This is a genomic window from Actinocatenispora rupis, assembly GCF_016861975.1.
GTDB lineage: Bacteria > Actinomycetota > Actinomycetes > Mycobacteriales > Micromonosporaceae > Actinocatenispora > Actinocatenispora rupis.
Genome location: NZ_BOMB01000024.1, coordinates 187,543 through 204,427, shown reverse-complemented (window position 1 = coordinate 204,427; position 16,885 = coordinate 187,543). Strand labels below are relative to the sequence as shown.

At 74.1% G+C, this 16,885-nt stretch carries 1 protein-coding gene (cut by both window edges); it reads right to left on the bottom strand.

All 16,885 nt of this window come from inside a single coding sequence — locus tag Aru02nite_RS22015, DUF6528 family protein (RefSeq protein WP_203660675.1), on the bottom strand. Of the gene's 118,716 coding nucleotides, 22,118 precede the window and 79,713 follow it; the stretch shown corresponds to coding positions 22,119–39,003 (codon 7,373, partial, through codon 13,001, complete); the first complete codon in reading order (the gene reads right to left) occupies positions 16,882–16,884. Both codon boundaries (start and stop) fall beyond the window edges.

Here is a 16,885-nt window from a genome sequence, read left to right as displayed (position 1 = left end):
CTCCCCGACGATCGGCCTGCGGTTCGGGCGGCCCGGCGCGAGTGTCACGTCCATGTGGTTGATCAGGTGCATCCGGGCCATCGTGGCCAGCCGCTCGGTGCTGATGCCGGCCGGAGCGCGGCGCGGATCGGCCATGTTGCGCAGGTAGACCCGGACGACGCCGGGCCGCACGACCTCGGTGCCGAGTACCTCCGGCAGGTCCGGCGCCGGCACCGTGTCGCCCGGCCGCGGCAGCTCGGCGACCAGCGCGGCGGCCAGCTCCGGGTCGATCTCCCTCGGACGCGGTGGCGGCAGCACCGGAGCCTCGCCCGCCACGCGCCGACCGGCACCGTCGAGCGTCGTCTCGGTGGCACGTCGGGTCTGCTCCAGCTCGGACAGTACGTCCTGCTCGCGCACCCGCCGGATGAACTGGAAGTGCTCCTCGAAGAACCGGTCCGCGTACGCGACCGCCGTCGCCCGGACCATCTTGTACTTGGAGCGCGGCGCGATGACCGAGGTGAGGCCCATGGCGATCAGGTACGGCGCCACCGCCAGCCAGGGCAGTACGCCGGTGACGCCCATCAGCGCAGCAGGGGTCGCGGAGGCGAGCGGCAGGATCGCGTCCCGAACGACGAGCACGCCGGTGCGCGGTACGGGGGCGCGCGGCGTCCGGTAGAAGTCGAGGAGGATCTCGCGGGCCGCCTCGGCGAACCGCTGCCGCACGTACTCCGCGGGCAGCTGCGCGACCTCCGGCGCCACCTCGACGCGATAGGTGCCGGGGATCCGCCAGTGCGTGGCGGAGCGGCTGAACCGGAACAGCTGGCCCGGCGGCAGGTCGACGCCGGTCGTCGGCATCACTCGGATGCCCTCGGTGATGTTCCCCCCACGACGCAGTGAGCCGAGCAGCGCGTGGTCCGGGAAGATCCGCAGCCAGCCCTGGTCGACCCGGCGCGCGTGCAGGTCCTCCGGCCCCTCGACCTGGGTTGCGTCGACCCGCACGTCCCGGTCGGTCGCGGCCATCGGGAACTTCTCGACCAGCATCCCCGGGGTCCGGTCGCCGAGAAGCAGTGCCTCCAGCCGGTCCAGCTCGGCGCCGCGTACCTCGTCGGGCCGGTTGTAGTCGTGCAGCAGGTCCGCGGTCCCGGCGTCCACGCCCTTCTCGAACCGGCGGGCCACGTTGGGGTCGACGATCTCCGGCGCGCGCAGGTGTGGCTGGAGGTGCTGGCGGGTGGCCGGGTCGACGCGGTCGTGCATCCGGGCCGCGGCCAGCCGGGATCCGCGGTGCGCGGCGTCCCCGACGCTCAGCGGTGCCCTCCGCGGGTACGGCAGCAGCGGTACGAGCATGTCGGGACGCTTGCGCGTGCCGTGCAGCAACTCGTGCCGGGCGGCGGCGAACGCGCGACCCACCCGGACGACAACCTCGGCGCGGCGGGCGGCGTCGTCGGCCGGCAGCCCGCCGAGGTCCACATCGAACTCGACCTGCGTACGGCGGCGCAGGCCCCGCCGGCCGAGCGGACCGTCCGCCCGGACGCGGCCGTTGGCCAGCAGGGTCAGCCGGTCGGTCAGCGCGCCGTCGTCCGCGCCGGACAGCTCGGACAGCGCCCAGCGCAACGCCTCGTAGCCCGCCGTCTCGGCGCCGGTCGCCGCACCGGTCGTGGCGGCCAGCTCCGCGTCGGTGGCGTGCCCGCCGGCGACCGCGACGTACGCGTCGGAGCCCAGCGGCGCGCCCACGTCCGGGACGGTCCGGCCGGCGGCACGGGCCTCGATCCGGGCCCGCAGCGCACGGGCCGGCGGAGACAGCAGCTCGGCGGCCGCATCGGGCAGCCCGGCCCGCAGTACGTGCGCGAACTCCGTCTCGGCGGCGGCGCGGTCCACTGTCGCTGGGCTGAGCAGATGCCACCGGCCGAGCCCGTGCAGCGTCACCACCCGGGCGTCGAGGGCGGGAGCGGCCCCGGCCTGGGCGTGCGCCGCCGCGATCCGCAGGCCCAGCAGCCGCAGCAGCCACGCCAGCGCCCCCGGCGGGGTGAGGCTGCCGGCGGCGAGGTCGGCGCGCGCCGTCCCCACCAGGTCCGCGGTGTCGAGGGTCAGCTCGACACCGTCGGCCGCGACCACGTGCACCCGGCCGTCGGCGAGCTGCTCCGCCCGGAGCCCGCCCGGCCCGGTGAGCAGTCGTACCGCGTCGGTGAGCGCCTGCTCCGCCACCACGTCCGGAGTACCGGTGAGCTCGCCCAGTGACCGGTCCCGGCCCAGCCGGCCGATCAGGTCCCGAAGCCCGTCCGGCAGCGCCCGGAGCGCGGCCGGATCGGCGACGGTCCCGTCCGGTCCCGGGAGTACGCCGGCGCGGCGCGCCGCGGTGCGGAGCGCGGCCTCGACGGCGCGCCGCTCCGCGGTGACCTCGGCCAGGCTCTGCCCGGTCAGCCCGGTCGTCGCCGACAGCGTCCACAGCTGGTGTTCCACCGCCCGGATCCGCGGTGCGAGCGTGTCGGCGGCGGCGGTCGCCAGGGCCGCCTGCTCGTCGATCGTCACCGAGCCGAGTGCCTGCCAGAACGCCTGCTCGGCGGCGGACATGTCGGCGATCAGGCCCGGATCGCCGAGGCTGGCGTACAGCTGGCTCTCGGCCTCGGTCAGCCCAGAACGCTCCGGCGCGGAGCCGACCGCGGACAGCAGCGCGCCGTCGGCCGCGACGCGCCGGTACTCCGCCTCCCGGGTCCGGAGCCGGTCGTACACGCCGGTGATCGGCCCGAGGCGGCCGGCGACCAACGCACGTTCGTCGAGGCGGTGCCAGCGCTCCCCGAGTGCGTTCAGTTCGACGACGTGGGCCGGCTCGCCGATGTGCGCGGCGATCTGCCCGGCGAGCCACGGTCCGAGGACCGCCAACGCGGCGTCCACGTCCCGCTCGCGGCCGGCCGGGCTACCGACGACCGGACCGTCCACAGGAACCGCCGGCGCGGTGGCCACCCCGGTCGTACCGTCCGGCCAGGTGATGCCGATCCGGCCGTCCGGGCGCAGCTCCACCCACCGGACGACCGACACCGGCAGCGTCGGTACGAGCGCGGCCAGCGCCAGCTCGACCGCGGCGAGCTGCCGGTCCCTCGACGGGTTCCGGTGCGGTGCGGCCATCTCCCGGTCCGCGGGCCGGGCTGCCAGCTCCGCCAGCACGTGCTCCTCGTACGGCGAGAGCAGGAACGCGGGCGAGCTGCCCGCCTCGCGCAGGTCCGCGTTGCGCTGGCTGGTCTCGCCCGCGACCTCGGCCAGCCGCTGCTCCGCCGCGGCCCGCTCCCACCCGGTGAGCAGCTGGCGCACCCGTACCAGCAACTGTGGTCCGGTGAGCAGGTACGCGTTCGGGTCGTCGTCGGCGGTCTGCCGGGCCCGGCCGAGCTGGCGGCCGACCGACTCGGCGAGCATGGCCGGCAGCCGCTGCCCGTACACCCCGGCACGGTCCGGCGGCAGCTGCACCGGGATCTGGTGGTGCTCGCCGTCGACGGTGGCGACCACGATCGCGTCGACGGTCGGCATCCACGCGGCGACCACGTCGTCCAGCGCGGTCAGCGCCGGCAGGACGTACCGCTGGGCGGCGTCGGCGGTCGTCTCGGGATCGGCGAGGACGGTCGTCGGACCGAACCCGTCGGCGAACGGGGCGTTCGCCACGGACCGCGGCGGGGTGTAGATCTGGCCGAGCACGTCGCGGACCGCCTGCGGCAGGTCGTCGTGGCGGACCAGACCCAGCCCGTACAGGTCGTCGGCGACGTCGACGATCCAGCCGTCGAGCTGCGGTGTGCCCCCGCCGAAACTGGCGCGCCAGCGCACCAGCGTCTCCAGCGCCACGACGTTCGGGTCGGCGCGCCGTCCGAGGACGGCGCCGATCCTGCGACCGACCAGTACCGCCGCGGCGGCCTGCCGCTCGACCGCGTCCTCGATCGGCCTCAGCGTCGCCAGCACGTCGTCCACCGGAACCGTGGTGACGGTGCCGGCGTCGGTGACGACCAGCCCGTCCGGCCCCAGACTCAGCTCGGTACCGGTCGCCTGTCCGATCGCGGGCAACACCACGTACACGCTCGCCTGCGCCCGCCGGGCCGGGTCCTCGCCGGCCGGCGGAACGGCCGCAGCCGGGGCCTCCTCCGCCGGCGCGACAACCGCCTCCGGAACAGCCGGTGCGGCGGCGACCTGGGGGCCGGCCGGCGCAGGCGCCGGCTCCGGCTCGGCCGGCGCCTCGATGGCCGACTCCGGCCACGCCAGCTCGACGGTCCCCTCCTGCCGGATCGTGACGAGCGGGGTGTCGAGCGCCGGATCGTCCAGCGTCTTGCGCAGGTGCGCGAAGCGGGCCGGGTCGGCGAGCGCCCCGTACGAACCCAGCGCACCGACCACGTCCGACAACAGCGCGTCCCGGGCGGCGATCTCCCGCTGCTGCTCGGCGTCGACCGCGGCGATCTCGCCCCGCTTCTGCCGCTCCAGCTCGTCCCGCCAGGTCGCGGTGGCCGACTCGCGCCGCTTCAGGTCCTCGTACCGCGAGTCGAGCGCGTCACGCTGGTCGGCGAGATCGGCGATCCGCGCTTCGATCTTCCGGTACTGCTGGAGCAGCCAGCGGATCCCTTCCGCCTCCGCGTCCGTCGCCGCCGGCCCGAGCCGGACCAGCCGCGCCAACGGGTTCGGCCGCGGCGCGCGACGTACGGCGATGTCCGCGAGCAGGGGCACCAGCCGCTTGCCCAGCCGTTCCAACGAAGGGGTGCCGTCCTCGCCGTCGGCCGCGTGGTGGTCGATCAGGACCACGTCGGGCCGGTCGGGGTCGTCGCCGTCCTTCGGCGGGTGCACCGTCGTCGAGCCCGACTCGGGCAGGCTGACGATCCGGACGTCGACCCGGAACGTCGCGCCACGGCGCGGCTGGACGGTGACCATGCCGTCCTCGTCGACGCGGACCGCGAAGTTCGGCGTGTCCACTGCGTTCAACGCCTGCACGGCGAGCTGCGCCACCTGGCGGTGGCGGACGAACGGGTCGACGTCGCCGCCCACGTCGTCACGCAACGCGGACAGCACGCCCGGCTCCTCGTCCGGCCCGCCCGACAGCGCCTCGTCGTACGCCCGGAGCAGGTTCTCGGCGCGGTGTGCCGCGTCGAGGCTGAGCAGCGCGAGCCGGCGCGCCGGCTGCGCCTCCGGCGGCGTGTCCGCGGTGGACATCCCCGCCCGCTCGGCCACCTCACCGGCGCGAACGGCGCGGTCGAGGGTCCGCTCCGCCCGCTGCCACGCCGACCAGAACATCTCGTCGTCGAGCACCGCCCGGCGCGCCGCGATCAGCGTGCGGAGGGCGAGCTCCTGCCGCGCCACCGCCTCGTCGGTACCGGCCGGCACCGGCTCGCCGGCGCGCTCCGCCCGAACCCGCACCGCCGTGTACTGCCGGATCTGCTGGCGATGCAGGTCGATCGCGGTGTCCAGGCAGTACAGCAGGGTGTCGCGGCCGTTCTCGGCGTGTCCGGCCGGAACCGCGCCGGCGAGCTGGCCGAGGTGCTCCAACGCGGCGGTCTGGCCGTCGGACCGCGGGTCGAGGTAGCCCTCCCACACGGAGTTCCCGTGGAAGGCGCGGGCCGCAGCCATCTCGGCGGCGTTCGCCGAGACCACGTTCCGGGCCGCGTGCCACGACCCCAGCACGGGGACGAACGACGACGCCGGCACGGCCGTCGTCGCCGGCGCCGCGGGTGGCGCCTCCGGCGCGGCAGGCAGGCCGTCGGAACTCTGCAGGCGCGCCTCCGCCTGCCGGTACCGGTCGGCCGCGGCGAGCAGCTCCGCCACCCGGTCCACGAACTCGCCCAACGGCGCCGGGTTGCCCGTGCCGTCGGCGTCGCGTATCGCGGCGAGCCATTGCGCGTCGACCTGCTCGACCATCGCGGTCAGCTCGGCCAACGCGTCACGGGCATCGGTACGGTGCTCGGCGAGCCGTCGCAGCTGCACCAGCCGCCGTTCCGACAGCGTGAGCTGGTCGGCCAGGTCGGCGCGGTTCGGGTCGGCCTCAACCGGGTCGGTACCGAGCAGCTCGGCCAGCATCTGCCGGACCGCGAGCTGCCGGCCGATCACCTCGTCGAAACGCTCGTCGTCGGCCCGCTGCTGCCCCGCCACCAGCCGCAACCGCTGCTGCAGTACGTCGAGGGCGGCGGAGGCGCTGCCGACCGCGTCGCCCAGCCGGGTCGCGATCGGCCGCTCGACGCGCTCCGCGACCAGCTCGACGGAGTCGGCCAGCGACTGCAACACGGTCCACTCGCGCCACAACGACGCCGGGTCGGTCGGCCCGACGGTCTGCTCGGGCGCGGCGCTGCGGGGCCGGGAGTCCGGGTCGTGCACGAGCAGCGCCTGGTAGCCCCGCAGCGTGCGTTCGACCGTCATCTGCGCCGGCCCGGACCGGGACGGATCCAACCGGAACCGGTGCGCCTCATCGCCGGCGGTACGCGCGGCCTGCAGCAGCCGCGCGGCCAGCTGCCCGACCGGACCCGACCGCTCGTGCCAGGCGATCAGCGTGTCCAGCCGCTGCCGGTACACCGTGGCCACGAACTGTGCGGCCAGCGGAATCTGGAACAGCCGGCTCTCCAGCAGCTCGATGCGATCGTCGAGCTCGCGCCGTACATCGGGGTCGGTGGCGCTCTCCAGCTCCCACCGCGCCTGGTCCAGCGCATGCGCCCGCTCGATCGCCTCGTCGTCCAGGCCGCGCCATGCCTCGGCCGCGGCCAGCGCCTCGGCGGCCAGCCGCACCGGTACGGCCGCCGGTCCGCTCCCCGGCACCGCCGTCGGCACGCCACCGTGCAGCTCCGGCAACGCATCCGTGCCGCGGGCGGCCAGGTCGAACCAGCCGATCGCACTCAGCGCACCGGCCTCCGGCGGCAGCTCGGCGAGCAGCGCGCGCAAATCGTCGGTGCCGAGGCCGGCGACCGCCCGGGTGAACCGGTCCCGCAACTCCTGCCGCTCGTCCGGATCGGTGAGCGACGGATACCGCGCGGCGAACGCCCGCGCGATGGCCGTCGTCGTCTCCACCGGTGTGCCGCCGCCGAGCTCCCCGACGAGCTGCCCGGCCAGTACGTGGATCGCGGCCAGCTCCAGCGGCAGGCCGGACGCGGAGCCACGCGCCAGCTGCTCGATCAGGTCGGGCAGCGACTCGAACCGGAATGTGCGGCCAGCGTGGGTGAGGACCGGCACCTCGCCGTCGTAGTGCAGCGGGAACACCGTCGCCAGATGCGACAGGGCCGACGCCACCCGTTCGGCCACGTGCGCACGCCGCTCCGGCGGCAGGTACGTGCGCCACCGGGCGTCCGGCGCGGCCAGCCGCTCGTCGATCAGGCGCAGGTCCGCGGGCGGCAGACCGGCGATGCCGCGCCGATGCTCGACCGCGGCCAGATGATCGGGATCGGACGCCCGCACCGGGTCCGGCAGCAGCCCGAGGTTCGTGGCCGTGTGCCCCAGCCAGTACTCCAGGTCCTGCGCCAGCTCGTCGTCGTCGCGTTCGATCGCCCGGTGCAGCCACCGGGCCAGGGTGTGCGCGTCGTTGCGGTGCGCCTCGGCGTGCGGGGTGAGGACGGTGAGGGTCGGGTCGGCGTCCGGGGTCAGCGGATCGGGGACGGCATGGCCCTGCGCGTCGTGCCACAGCTGCGCCAGGTGCTCGGTGGCGCGTACCTGCCAGCTGCCGGCGCGGCGGCCCATCAGTTCGGTCCACTCGTGGGTGGCCGCCACCCGCAGCAGGTAGTCGCCGCGCGTCATCCCGTTGCCGTACCGGCGGCCCGGCTCGAACCCGGTGCCGAGGACGATCTGGTCCACGACCCGGCCGTCCCTGTACCGCAGCCCCTGGCGGTTCTCGGCCCGCTGGTGCAGCCCGATCCGCCGCACGGTGAACACGACCGGCCGGCCACCGCCGCGCGGTACCACCAGCGCGTCGCCGTTCGGCTGCCACTCGACCGAGTCGAACCGCCGGTGCGCCTGCCGGATCCAGCGGCGCAGCGCCTGCCGGGTCCACGTCGCGTTGTCCGCCTCCCGCGCCGGAAGGCCGGGCTCCTCCTCCGCGTACCCCCGGCCGCGCCGGTCGCGGGTGATCTTGTTGAGGATCGACTCCAGGTGCCGGCCGGACGGCATCGTCGTGACGAAGTGCTCGACGATGCGGCGCCACTCGCTCTCGCCCGGAGTGCTGTCCGAGACGGCCTGGAAGAGATCCCGGAGCTCGCGGACCTGCGCCTGCCGGTGCTTCTGCGCACGCCGCGAGTACGGGTCCTGCTGGGCGCCGCCCCCGTCGGACGGCGGCATCAACGCCTCGGACAGACCGCGGATCGTGACGTACACCGAGGGCAGCACGCCGGCCGGCATCGGCGGCGGCGCCGACCCGTCGGACCGCGGGAAGAGCGCCTCGACGTCCGCGCCGAACAGGTCGGTGAGAACCCAGGACAGGTCGCCGGCCGCGATCGGGTCCGAGCCGCGCAGCAACGCCTGCCAGTTGTTCAGGTCGGTCAGGCCGTACCGCCGGATGAGGTCGGCGATCTGCTGCTTGACCCGCCAGTAGTCGTCGCCGCGGGCGGCACGGAGCTGGTTGGCGAGCCCCTCGAGCTCGTCCGCCGCCGGGTGCCGGGCCGGCGGTGTGACAGTGGCCGGGTCGCGCGGCGCGACCCCGCCGGGCCTGGTGGGCTCCGTCGGCGCGGTCGCCGTATCGCGGGCCACCGGCGACCCGAACGGCCACAGCGACGGGTCCACGCCGGACGGATCGGTAACCGGACGGTACGACGTCGGCGTGGTCGACGACCCCGGGATGTCCGGCATGCTCCCGGCCGGGTCCCGGAACGGCCAGGCGGCGGCACCATCCTGCTGCGGCCGCTCGGCGACCGGACGGCCGAGCACGGTTCCGACGATCTGCTCGATGGTGCCGGCCGGCCACGGCCTCGCCGCGAAGTCCGGGTCGACCTGCGGGATCGGCCGCCCGGACTGCACGTAGTGCTCGGGGTCGGCGATCAGGTCGAGCACGTCCGCCAGGTACGGCGAGACGTTCCACGACGGGCCGTACGGCCGGAAGTCGCGCGTGATCACCATCGGCAGGACGCGCGGTGTGCTGTCGTCGAGCTGGCGGTCGACGTTGCCGGCCCAGTCCAGGATGTCGGCGAGCTGGCCGGACGCCTGCGGGAACTGGCCACCCCGGATCAGCTCCAGCAACCGACCACGATGCTCCGGGTCGGCGTCCTTCGCCAGCTTGGCCATCCGGTCCAGCCGCCAGAACTGAAGCTGCGGGTCCGTCTCGCCGCCCTGCAACTGTCGGTCCAGCTCCAGGATCTCGCGGATCTGGCCTTCCCGGCGGGCACGGGGTGCCTGGTCGACGACCTCGCCGCGGGTGCGCCACAGTTCGAGACCCTCGTGGATCCGACCGGCCAGGACGGCGGCGAGCCGGGCGCGCAACTGGTCCGGGCTCCACGCGTCGCCGTCCGGCCGCGGGATCCGGACCGAGATCCGGTACGGTTCCAGCGCGACGACCGGGTCGGCCGTCGGGTCCAGTTCCTCGTCGACCTGTACGTCGAGGACCGCGGTCGCACTGCCCTTGGTGGTGTAGACGTTGCCGACCTGCAGCACCTCGGGGAAGTGCTCGGCGACGACGTCGGTCATCGCCTCACGGGCGGTCTGGCCGGCGGCGCCCTGCGCGTTCGCCTTGAGGCCGTTCCACCACCACATGGCCGTCTCGTACGCCTGGGGGCCGCGCAGCCGCTCGATCTCCGGCCGCAGCTCCTCCTCCAGTCCCCGCTGCACCTGCTCGACGTACTCCGGGGTCAGGTCGTTCGGCCGGAACACGACCTCGTTCGGGCCGACGACCTCGATGAGACTGGCCACGAACGGGTTGTCGCGCAGCCACATCACGTCCCAGTCGAGGACGTTGACGCTGTCGTACGACTGGATCCTGGTGTTCTCGGGGACGACGTCGTGCTCGCCGGCACCCTTCTCGACGACCCAGTTCGACTCCCGGTCCAGCACACCGAGGACGAGGTCGAGAACACCCTGGTTGCGGCCAGCCGTGGTCCGGTGGTAGCCGTGCCGCACGAAGTCGCCGTCGGGATGCTCCTCGTTCGGGTCGACGCCCTCCGCCAACTCCTGGTACGCCTCGGTCTCGCTGATGCGGTGCACCGGCACGCCCGGGCTGTCGAACACCCTCGCGGCCTTCGCCGCGAGCTCGTCCCGGTCCAGGTCGTCGGGGATCCCGTAGTCCTTGTGGATCGCGCGGAGGCCGGTCTTGAACTTCACGACCTTCACGTACGGCGTGTCGCCGACCGGCTCCGGCTCCCCGTCGTACGGGTCGTCTTCGGCCAGCGCCTCGGCCAGCGCGATCAGGAACGGCTTGTCCGGGGCGGGCTTCGGTGCGGCCTCGGACGTACCGGTGTCGCCCGGCGCCGGCTGGTCGAGCTTCCGGAAGTCGAACGTGCCTTCCCAGGGCTCTTCGAGGAGGGTGTCCTTCGCCAGCCGGTGGGTGGTCTTCCGCTCGCCCTCGTGCCGGTCGACCGCAGCGAGCCGCTCCGCGGTCGGCTCCTCGCTGAGCGCGCGTGTCAGGGCGACCCACTCGTGCGTCATGCCGAGGATGACCTTCTGAGGATCGGCCTCCTCGCCGTACGTCTCCTGGAAGACCTGGCGGTACGCTGCCGCGTCGCTGGCGGACAGCCGGCCCTCGGCCCACTGCCGCATCCGCCAGATCTGCTCCGCGTACTCGTTCGCGCGCTGCGTGAACCGGCCGATCACCCCTTGAGCGATCTCCGGAGTGGCGAAGTCGTAGCCGTACCGCGCCCAGCTGTACGCGCCCCGGTCGGCGGCGTTGAGGCTGCCGCGCACGATGCCCAGCGCCCGCGCCTTGACATGCAGGTTACGCATCCGGCGGGTTCCGAAGCCGTGCCCCTGCTCGGCATCGTTCAGGCGGATGTCGTGGTGGTGGATCTCGACGCCCGACCCGTCCGCGATCCACCGGATCTCGTCCTCGGTCCGGCCGATCCGCTCGCCGTCCTTGCGGATCTCGCTGAACACCGTCACTCGGCCCGGGCCCGGCCGGAAGTCCACCGGGGTCACCGACCGCCCGTCGATCTCCTCGGTGAACAGGGGCGCCAAGGCCGCCGCGATCTCGGCTCTGCGCGTCTGCGCGTCCGCCTCGTCCGTCGGCAGCCAACGCTCGATCTCGGCCGGCTGCTGCGGCGTGTCGAGCTGGACCCAGGTCTGTTGCGCCGGCTCCGACGGCACGGCACTCGGTGCGGTCGTCTCCGCTCCGGACCGGTCCTGCCACACGACGTGGCCGGTCACGTCGGGCAACATGCTCTCCGACGCGGGATCGACCGCCGACACGACGACCTCGCCGGTGAGGGCGCTGATCCAGCCCAGGTCCGACGTACCGCCGACGGCGACGTCCAGCATCTCGCGACCGAGACCGACCAGACCCGCGCTGTCACAACCCGCGACGAAGACACGCGCGGTTTCCCGTGTCAGGTCGGCGCTGCCGGCGATCTCGGCGTCGACCACCGGCCGCAGGCCGAGGAAGAACTCCACCGGCGGCACCCACACCCCGTCGACCAGGATCAGGCCGTCCCGGTGGTGCACGTGGACCGACCGCTGGCCGGGCAGCGCGCCGGACCGCGAGGCCGCCTCGGCCTCGGCCGTACCGGGAGCGTGCAGCGACCAGCCGGAGTCGACCCGGCCGTTCCCGGCGGTGCGCCGCACGTGCGCCACCGCGGCGTCGCCCCGTAGCACCCGGGTACCGTCCGGCCCGGTCGTCGGTATCTCGGCCGGGGTCGGCCGCTCGCCCGCCGGCCGGACGGGCGGCGTCGCCCGGGACGGGTCCATCAGCGCCGGGTCCGCGCCGGCCGAGCCGAGCCGGACCCAGCCGATCTCGCCGGTTCGCTCCCTGCCCAGGCGGTACGGCGAGCGCTCGGACTCCGGCATTGCCGGTCCCCGCGGCGAGGTCCAGAGGAAGCTGCCGAACCGCCGCACCGTACGGCTGGGCAGCCCGGGGTCGGATTCGGTGACCGCGTACATCCCGTCGGAACTGAGCCACATCGTGCCCATGGCGCCGGCCGTCTCGACACCGAGGGCGTCGGCCGCCGTCCTGGCGAGCACGGTCGAGCTCGGACCGATCAGCCGCACCTTCACGTCGGACGGCAGCACACCGGCCGCCTCGTCCAGCAGCGATCGCAGCGCCGTGAACGCGTCGACCGACGGCACCCACGCACCCGACACCAGCACCAGGTCGCCGTCCTGCCGGTGGTGCAGGTGGATCACCAGCTTGCCTGGCTCGGCCGGCACCGCCGCGGCGTACCGGGCCTCCGTCGAGCCCGGGACGTGCAGCGACCAGCCGGACTCCACCACACCGCGTGCGGCGGCCTGGCGAACGTGCGCCACCGCGGCGTCACCCTGCAGCATCGGCAGGCCGTCCGGGCCGACCGCACCACTGTCGGACGGTACGACGCCCGGGGCGACAGTCGCGCGGGCACCGGTGGCGAGGTGCGGCATCAGCTCGGTGTGCGCCTGGGCCGTCCAGCCCGCGTCGTCGATCGTCGACGCGACGAGGCCGATCGTGATCTCCTCGTCGTCATTCCGCCTCACCTGGTACGTCAGCGTGCCGAGCGGCGCGCCGTCGCCGGTGACCGCGACCTCGAAGCCGATCTCGTTCGGCGCCTGGGTCACCCGATCGACATGCAGGGCGGCGCCGCCCACGGTGAGCGCCCCGACGACGCGCGGCAGCATCTGGCTGAGGGCGACCTCGCGGTGGCCGAGCTCGTCGGCATTCCGCGGTACGAGCAGATCCCAGTGCGGCAGCTTCGGTGTGGTGAGGTTGTCCCGCATCGCCTGGTCGATCGCGGTGCGCAGGATGTCCTGGGTCGTCCAGGCCACCAGGTCCGCGCCGCGGGACCGGAGCTGCGCGCCCGCGTACCGGTACGCGGCGGACGCGTCGACCACGAGGGTCCGACCGTCCGATGTGGACACCCGAACCCAGGCCACGGGCAGGTCGCTGGGCGACGTGGTGTGCACGGGCGGCCCGACCAGGCTGAGCTCGGTGACGCCCGGGATCTCGCCCGGCACGGCCAACTCGGCCAACGCGGCGCCGAGGATCTCGGCGGCGCGTTCGGCGGAAGCCTGCCGCATGCCCCGGAAGTCCAGGAACCACAGGTCGGAGGTGTCGTAGCCGTGGCCGATCAGCAGCACCCGCAGCCGGTCCAGGAACCAGCTGGAGTCCGTCGCCTGCCACATGTAGTGACCGGAGTGGTCGTCGATCCAGACGATGCGCCCGCGGTAGGCGTAGAACTCGCCGGACGCCTCGACAGGTCCACCGGCCACGAATGACGCGTGCGTCCCCCCGATCGGGCGGAGATCCGCGGCGCGCGCCGCATGCAGGTCGTCCGTGCCGTGCGGCACCACGTACAGGTACCTGCCGTGCAGGAGCTCACCGTCAGCGCTACGAAGCAGGCCGTCCTGGCTCGGCGGCACCAGCGTCCGCGCCAGGTCGTCGCCCTCGAAGTACGGCGTGCCCGCCCGGCGGTCGTCCGCGGCCATCGTCGGGGCGCGGTCCGCCCGCATCGGCATGTCGGAGGTGCGCTCACCGACCACCGTGACGCGGGCGCGTACCGCACCCTCGGCGGTGACCGGGGCGCGCAGGTGCTCGATGGCGAGCGCGTCCCGGGCGGCGATCCGGGGCAGGCGGATCTCGATCCGCGGCGTCCGGTCCTCCAGCCGGGACGCTGCCTCGATCAGACGCTGCGCATGGGTCGTCAGTGCGAGCACACCGTCCGGGTCACCGGCGGCGACCTTCTCCGCAAGCTCGGCCGGCACCTCGAACGTCCAGAGCCGACGGTGGTCGGACACCTCGACAGGGGTGCCGATCGGCACGCCGCCAACACGGTCCGCCGGCGTCGGGTACGCGAAGTGGGCCGTGGCGTCGAGCACCGTGGTCGCGCCCGGCACGTACCGCTCGACGAGTTCGCGCTGCGCAGCGGCGCCCGGCTCGCCGGCGGGGCGGAGGATCCGGGGGCGCAGCCACGCCAGCTCCGAGTTGATGCCCGCGGCATGGTCGGCGTGCGTTCCCCGGTACTCCTGGACCAGCAGGTTCAGGTCGTACAGCAGGCGCAGGTCGTCGACGGTGGGCTCGCCGCCCGCGCCGTGCGGGCCGAGCGCCGGCGCGTCGGCACCGGTTGCCTCAGCAGGCTCCGCGGCGGCCAGACCTCGGCGCAGCAGCCGCTCCAGGGTCCCCCGGTCGGCGAGGTGGTGGTCGTTGACGACCAGCGTCCGGCGCCACGTCTTGGTCAGCCACGGATCGGCCTCGGTCTCGCGGTTCAGCACCGGCTCGGTCGACCAGCGCTCGCCGAGCTCGTACCGGTGCTCGCCGCGGGAGTACTCGCGGATCCAGACCCGCTCGCCGCTCTCGTGCACCGCGTGCAGGTGACCGTAGCCCGTGCCCTCGGCGTGCCAGCCGGGCACGAGGTCGACCGCGTCGGCGATCGGTTGCATGTCCCGCGGGTACCAGACGTGCGCCTCGGTCGTCGGCGTCGGCGTCTCGGGTTCGGTGGGTTGCGTGCTGCCGGAGCCGCCGAACAGCCGGGCGAGGAGGCCGCCACGGCGGGTACCGCCGAGCCCGAGCATGCCGAGGATCCCGCCGACCACGGCGTGCGAGGCCGAACGGCGGTCGCGGGGTGCCGCGGTGCCCGGCTTCTTCGGCGCCGGGTGATGCTGGCGCGCGGGCGCCGGCCTGGTGGGTGCGCCGGCGGTGATCGGCGAGGTGGGCCGCCACTTGCCACCGAGCACGTCGGTCAGCGGGATGTGCGCGACCTGACGCTGGTTCGGGTGCTCGGCGAGGGTCCAGAGGGCGTTGTCCCAGCCGAGCGCGAAGTCCTCCTCGCCGACCCACGGCGAACGGTCCTTCGGCCGGACCGGCATGCGGTCGTGGTGCGGGTCGAACGTCCAGATGTAGCCCTTGCGGTGCTCACCGTCGCTGCACGACAGCAGCACCTTGCCGTCGACGAACGCGGCGCCCTGCACGCTCTGCACGCTGACTTCCCAGGCGTCGGAACCGTGCACGTAGCCGTCCGCCGACGCCCGCAGCTGGTCGCCCCAGCTCGCGCCGAGCGGGAACAGCACGACCCGGTTGCCCTGGCCGTGCTCGTCGTACTCGGGGACCACCAGCGCCGGGCCCGACTCCGTCATCGCCGCCGACACCGCGCTGAACCGCAGCTTCTTGTACGCGTTGACGGCGGACGACTCGTACCGCGCCGTCTCGACGAGCACGTGCTTGTAGCCCGCCGCGGTGTACGACCCGTCCTTCTGCCGGCCGACGTTCGGACCGTCCTCGACCCGCACGATCTTGCTGAGGTCGAAGATCCGGAAGCCGCTGCCGGTGACCGGCACGTAGGCCAGGTTGCCGTAGATCTCCAGACCGCCGGCGTGCACGTCGATCGTGCGGAAGCTCGCGTGCCCCTTCGCGTCCACGAACGGCTCGACCAGCAGCAGGTCCTCGTACGGCAGCGGCTTCTTCGGATCCGAGTAGTCGACCAGGGTCAGCTCGCTGCCGACGGTCTTGCTCGGATGCTTCGAGTACCAGGTGACGCCGACGACGCGCTTGCCGCCGAACGTGCCGTCGGGCGACGCGTTGACGCTGGTTGCGACGCCCTGCGGGTACCGACCGTGGTCCGCGCCGACCGAGTGCGGCCAGTGCCAGCCGTGCGCGGTCGGCGTCGCGTGCTCCTTCGCGCCCGACAGGACCTTGGCGACCGCCTTGCCCGCGTCCGCCGGCAACTTCGCCTTGTCCGGCAACGCCTTCCACAGCGCGTCCGCCGCCGGAGTCTCCCGGTACTTCAGCCGGAAGTTGTCCGCCACCAGACCCCGCGGGCCGACCGACTTCTCCCGCGAACGCGGCTCCGACACGGGCTTCGCTGCGGCCTTCGGCGGAATGCCGTGCTTGCCGTAGAAGTCTCCCGGCGGCTGCGGGCCGCCCTGGTCGCCGCCCACCAGCTCCGCCGCGGCGGCGGTCGCCGCCACCGCCGCCGTCCACCGCAGGAACTGCCGCCGGTCGATCCCGTCCGTACCACCCAGCCGGGCCCACCGCACGGTTGCGGCGTCCCGGGGCTGCTGCGTCGGCCTCGCAGAGACCTCGCCCGACGGCTCCCGCCAGATCTCGTACCCGTCGGCGGGGAAGCTGGGCGCCATGGTGTCCGACATCGGGTCGACCGACGAGATGACGACCTGACCGTCGGAGCCGAGCCACGACGTCGTCGAGGCGCCGCCGACCGCGACCCCCAGCGTGTCGCCCGCGAGGTGCAGGAGGTCTGCCGAGTCGCAGCTCGCCGTGAGCGACACCCGGGCCGTCTCCGGCGTCAGGTCGGCGCTGGTCCGGATCTCCTCGTCCAGCACGGCCTTCATGCCACGGAAGGCGTCCGCAGCGGGCACCCACGCGTTCCCCACCAGTACCAGGCCGTCCTGGTGGTGGAACGTGATGCTCCGCTCCCCCGGCACGGCCGGGATCGCCGCCGCGAACTCCGCCTCCTGCGAACCGGGCGCGTGCAACGACCAGCCCGCCGGAACCCGCCTGGCGACCTCGCGTACGTGCTGGACAGCGGGTTCGCCGGCGAGCAGCTCCCGTCCATCCGGGGAGACGGCCGCGCCGCCGGTCGGCTCCGGGTACAGCTCGTCGAGATTCGGCGGGACGTCGCGGCCCACCCGCCTCAGCGTGTTCGCGACGATCTCGGCCGCGCTCTCCCGCCCCGGCACCGCGGCGTCCAGGTTCGGCAGCGACATGTAGATCCGCGGCAGACCCTCGACCCGCACGGCGAAGTCCGGGATCTCGACGCCGTTCTCGTCCTTGATCCGCAGCGCCTCCAGCTCGACGAGCGCCACGGGATGCACACCACGCGGGAAGTGCAGAACGATCTGTGGCGGCCGGCCGTCGACCTTG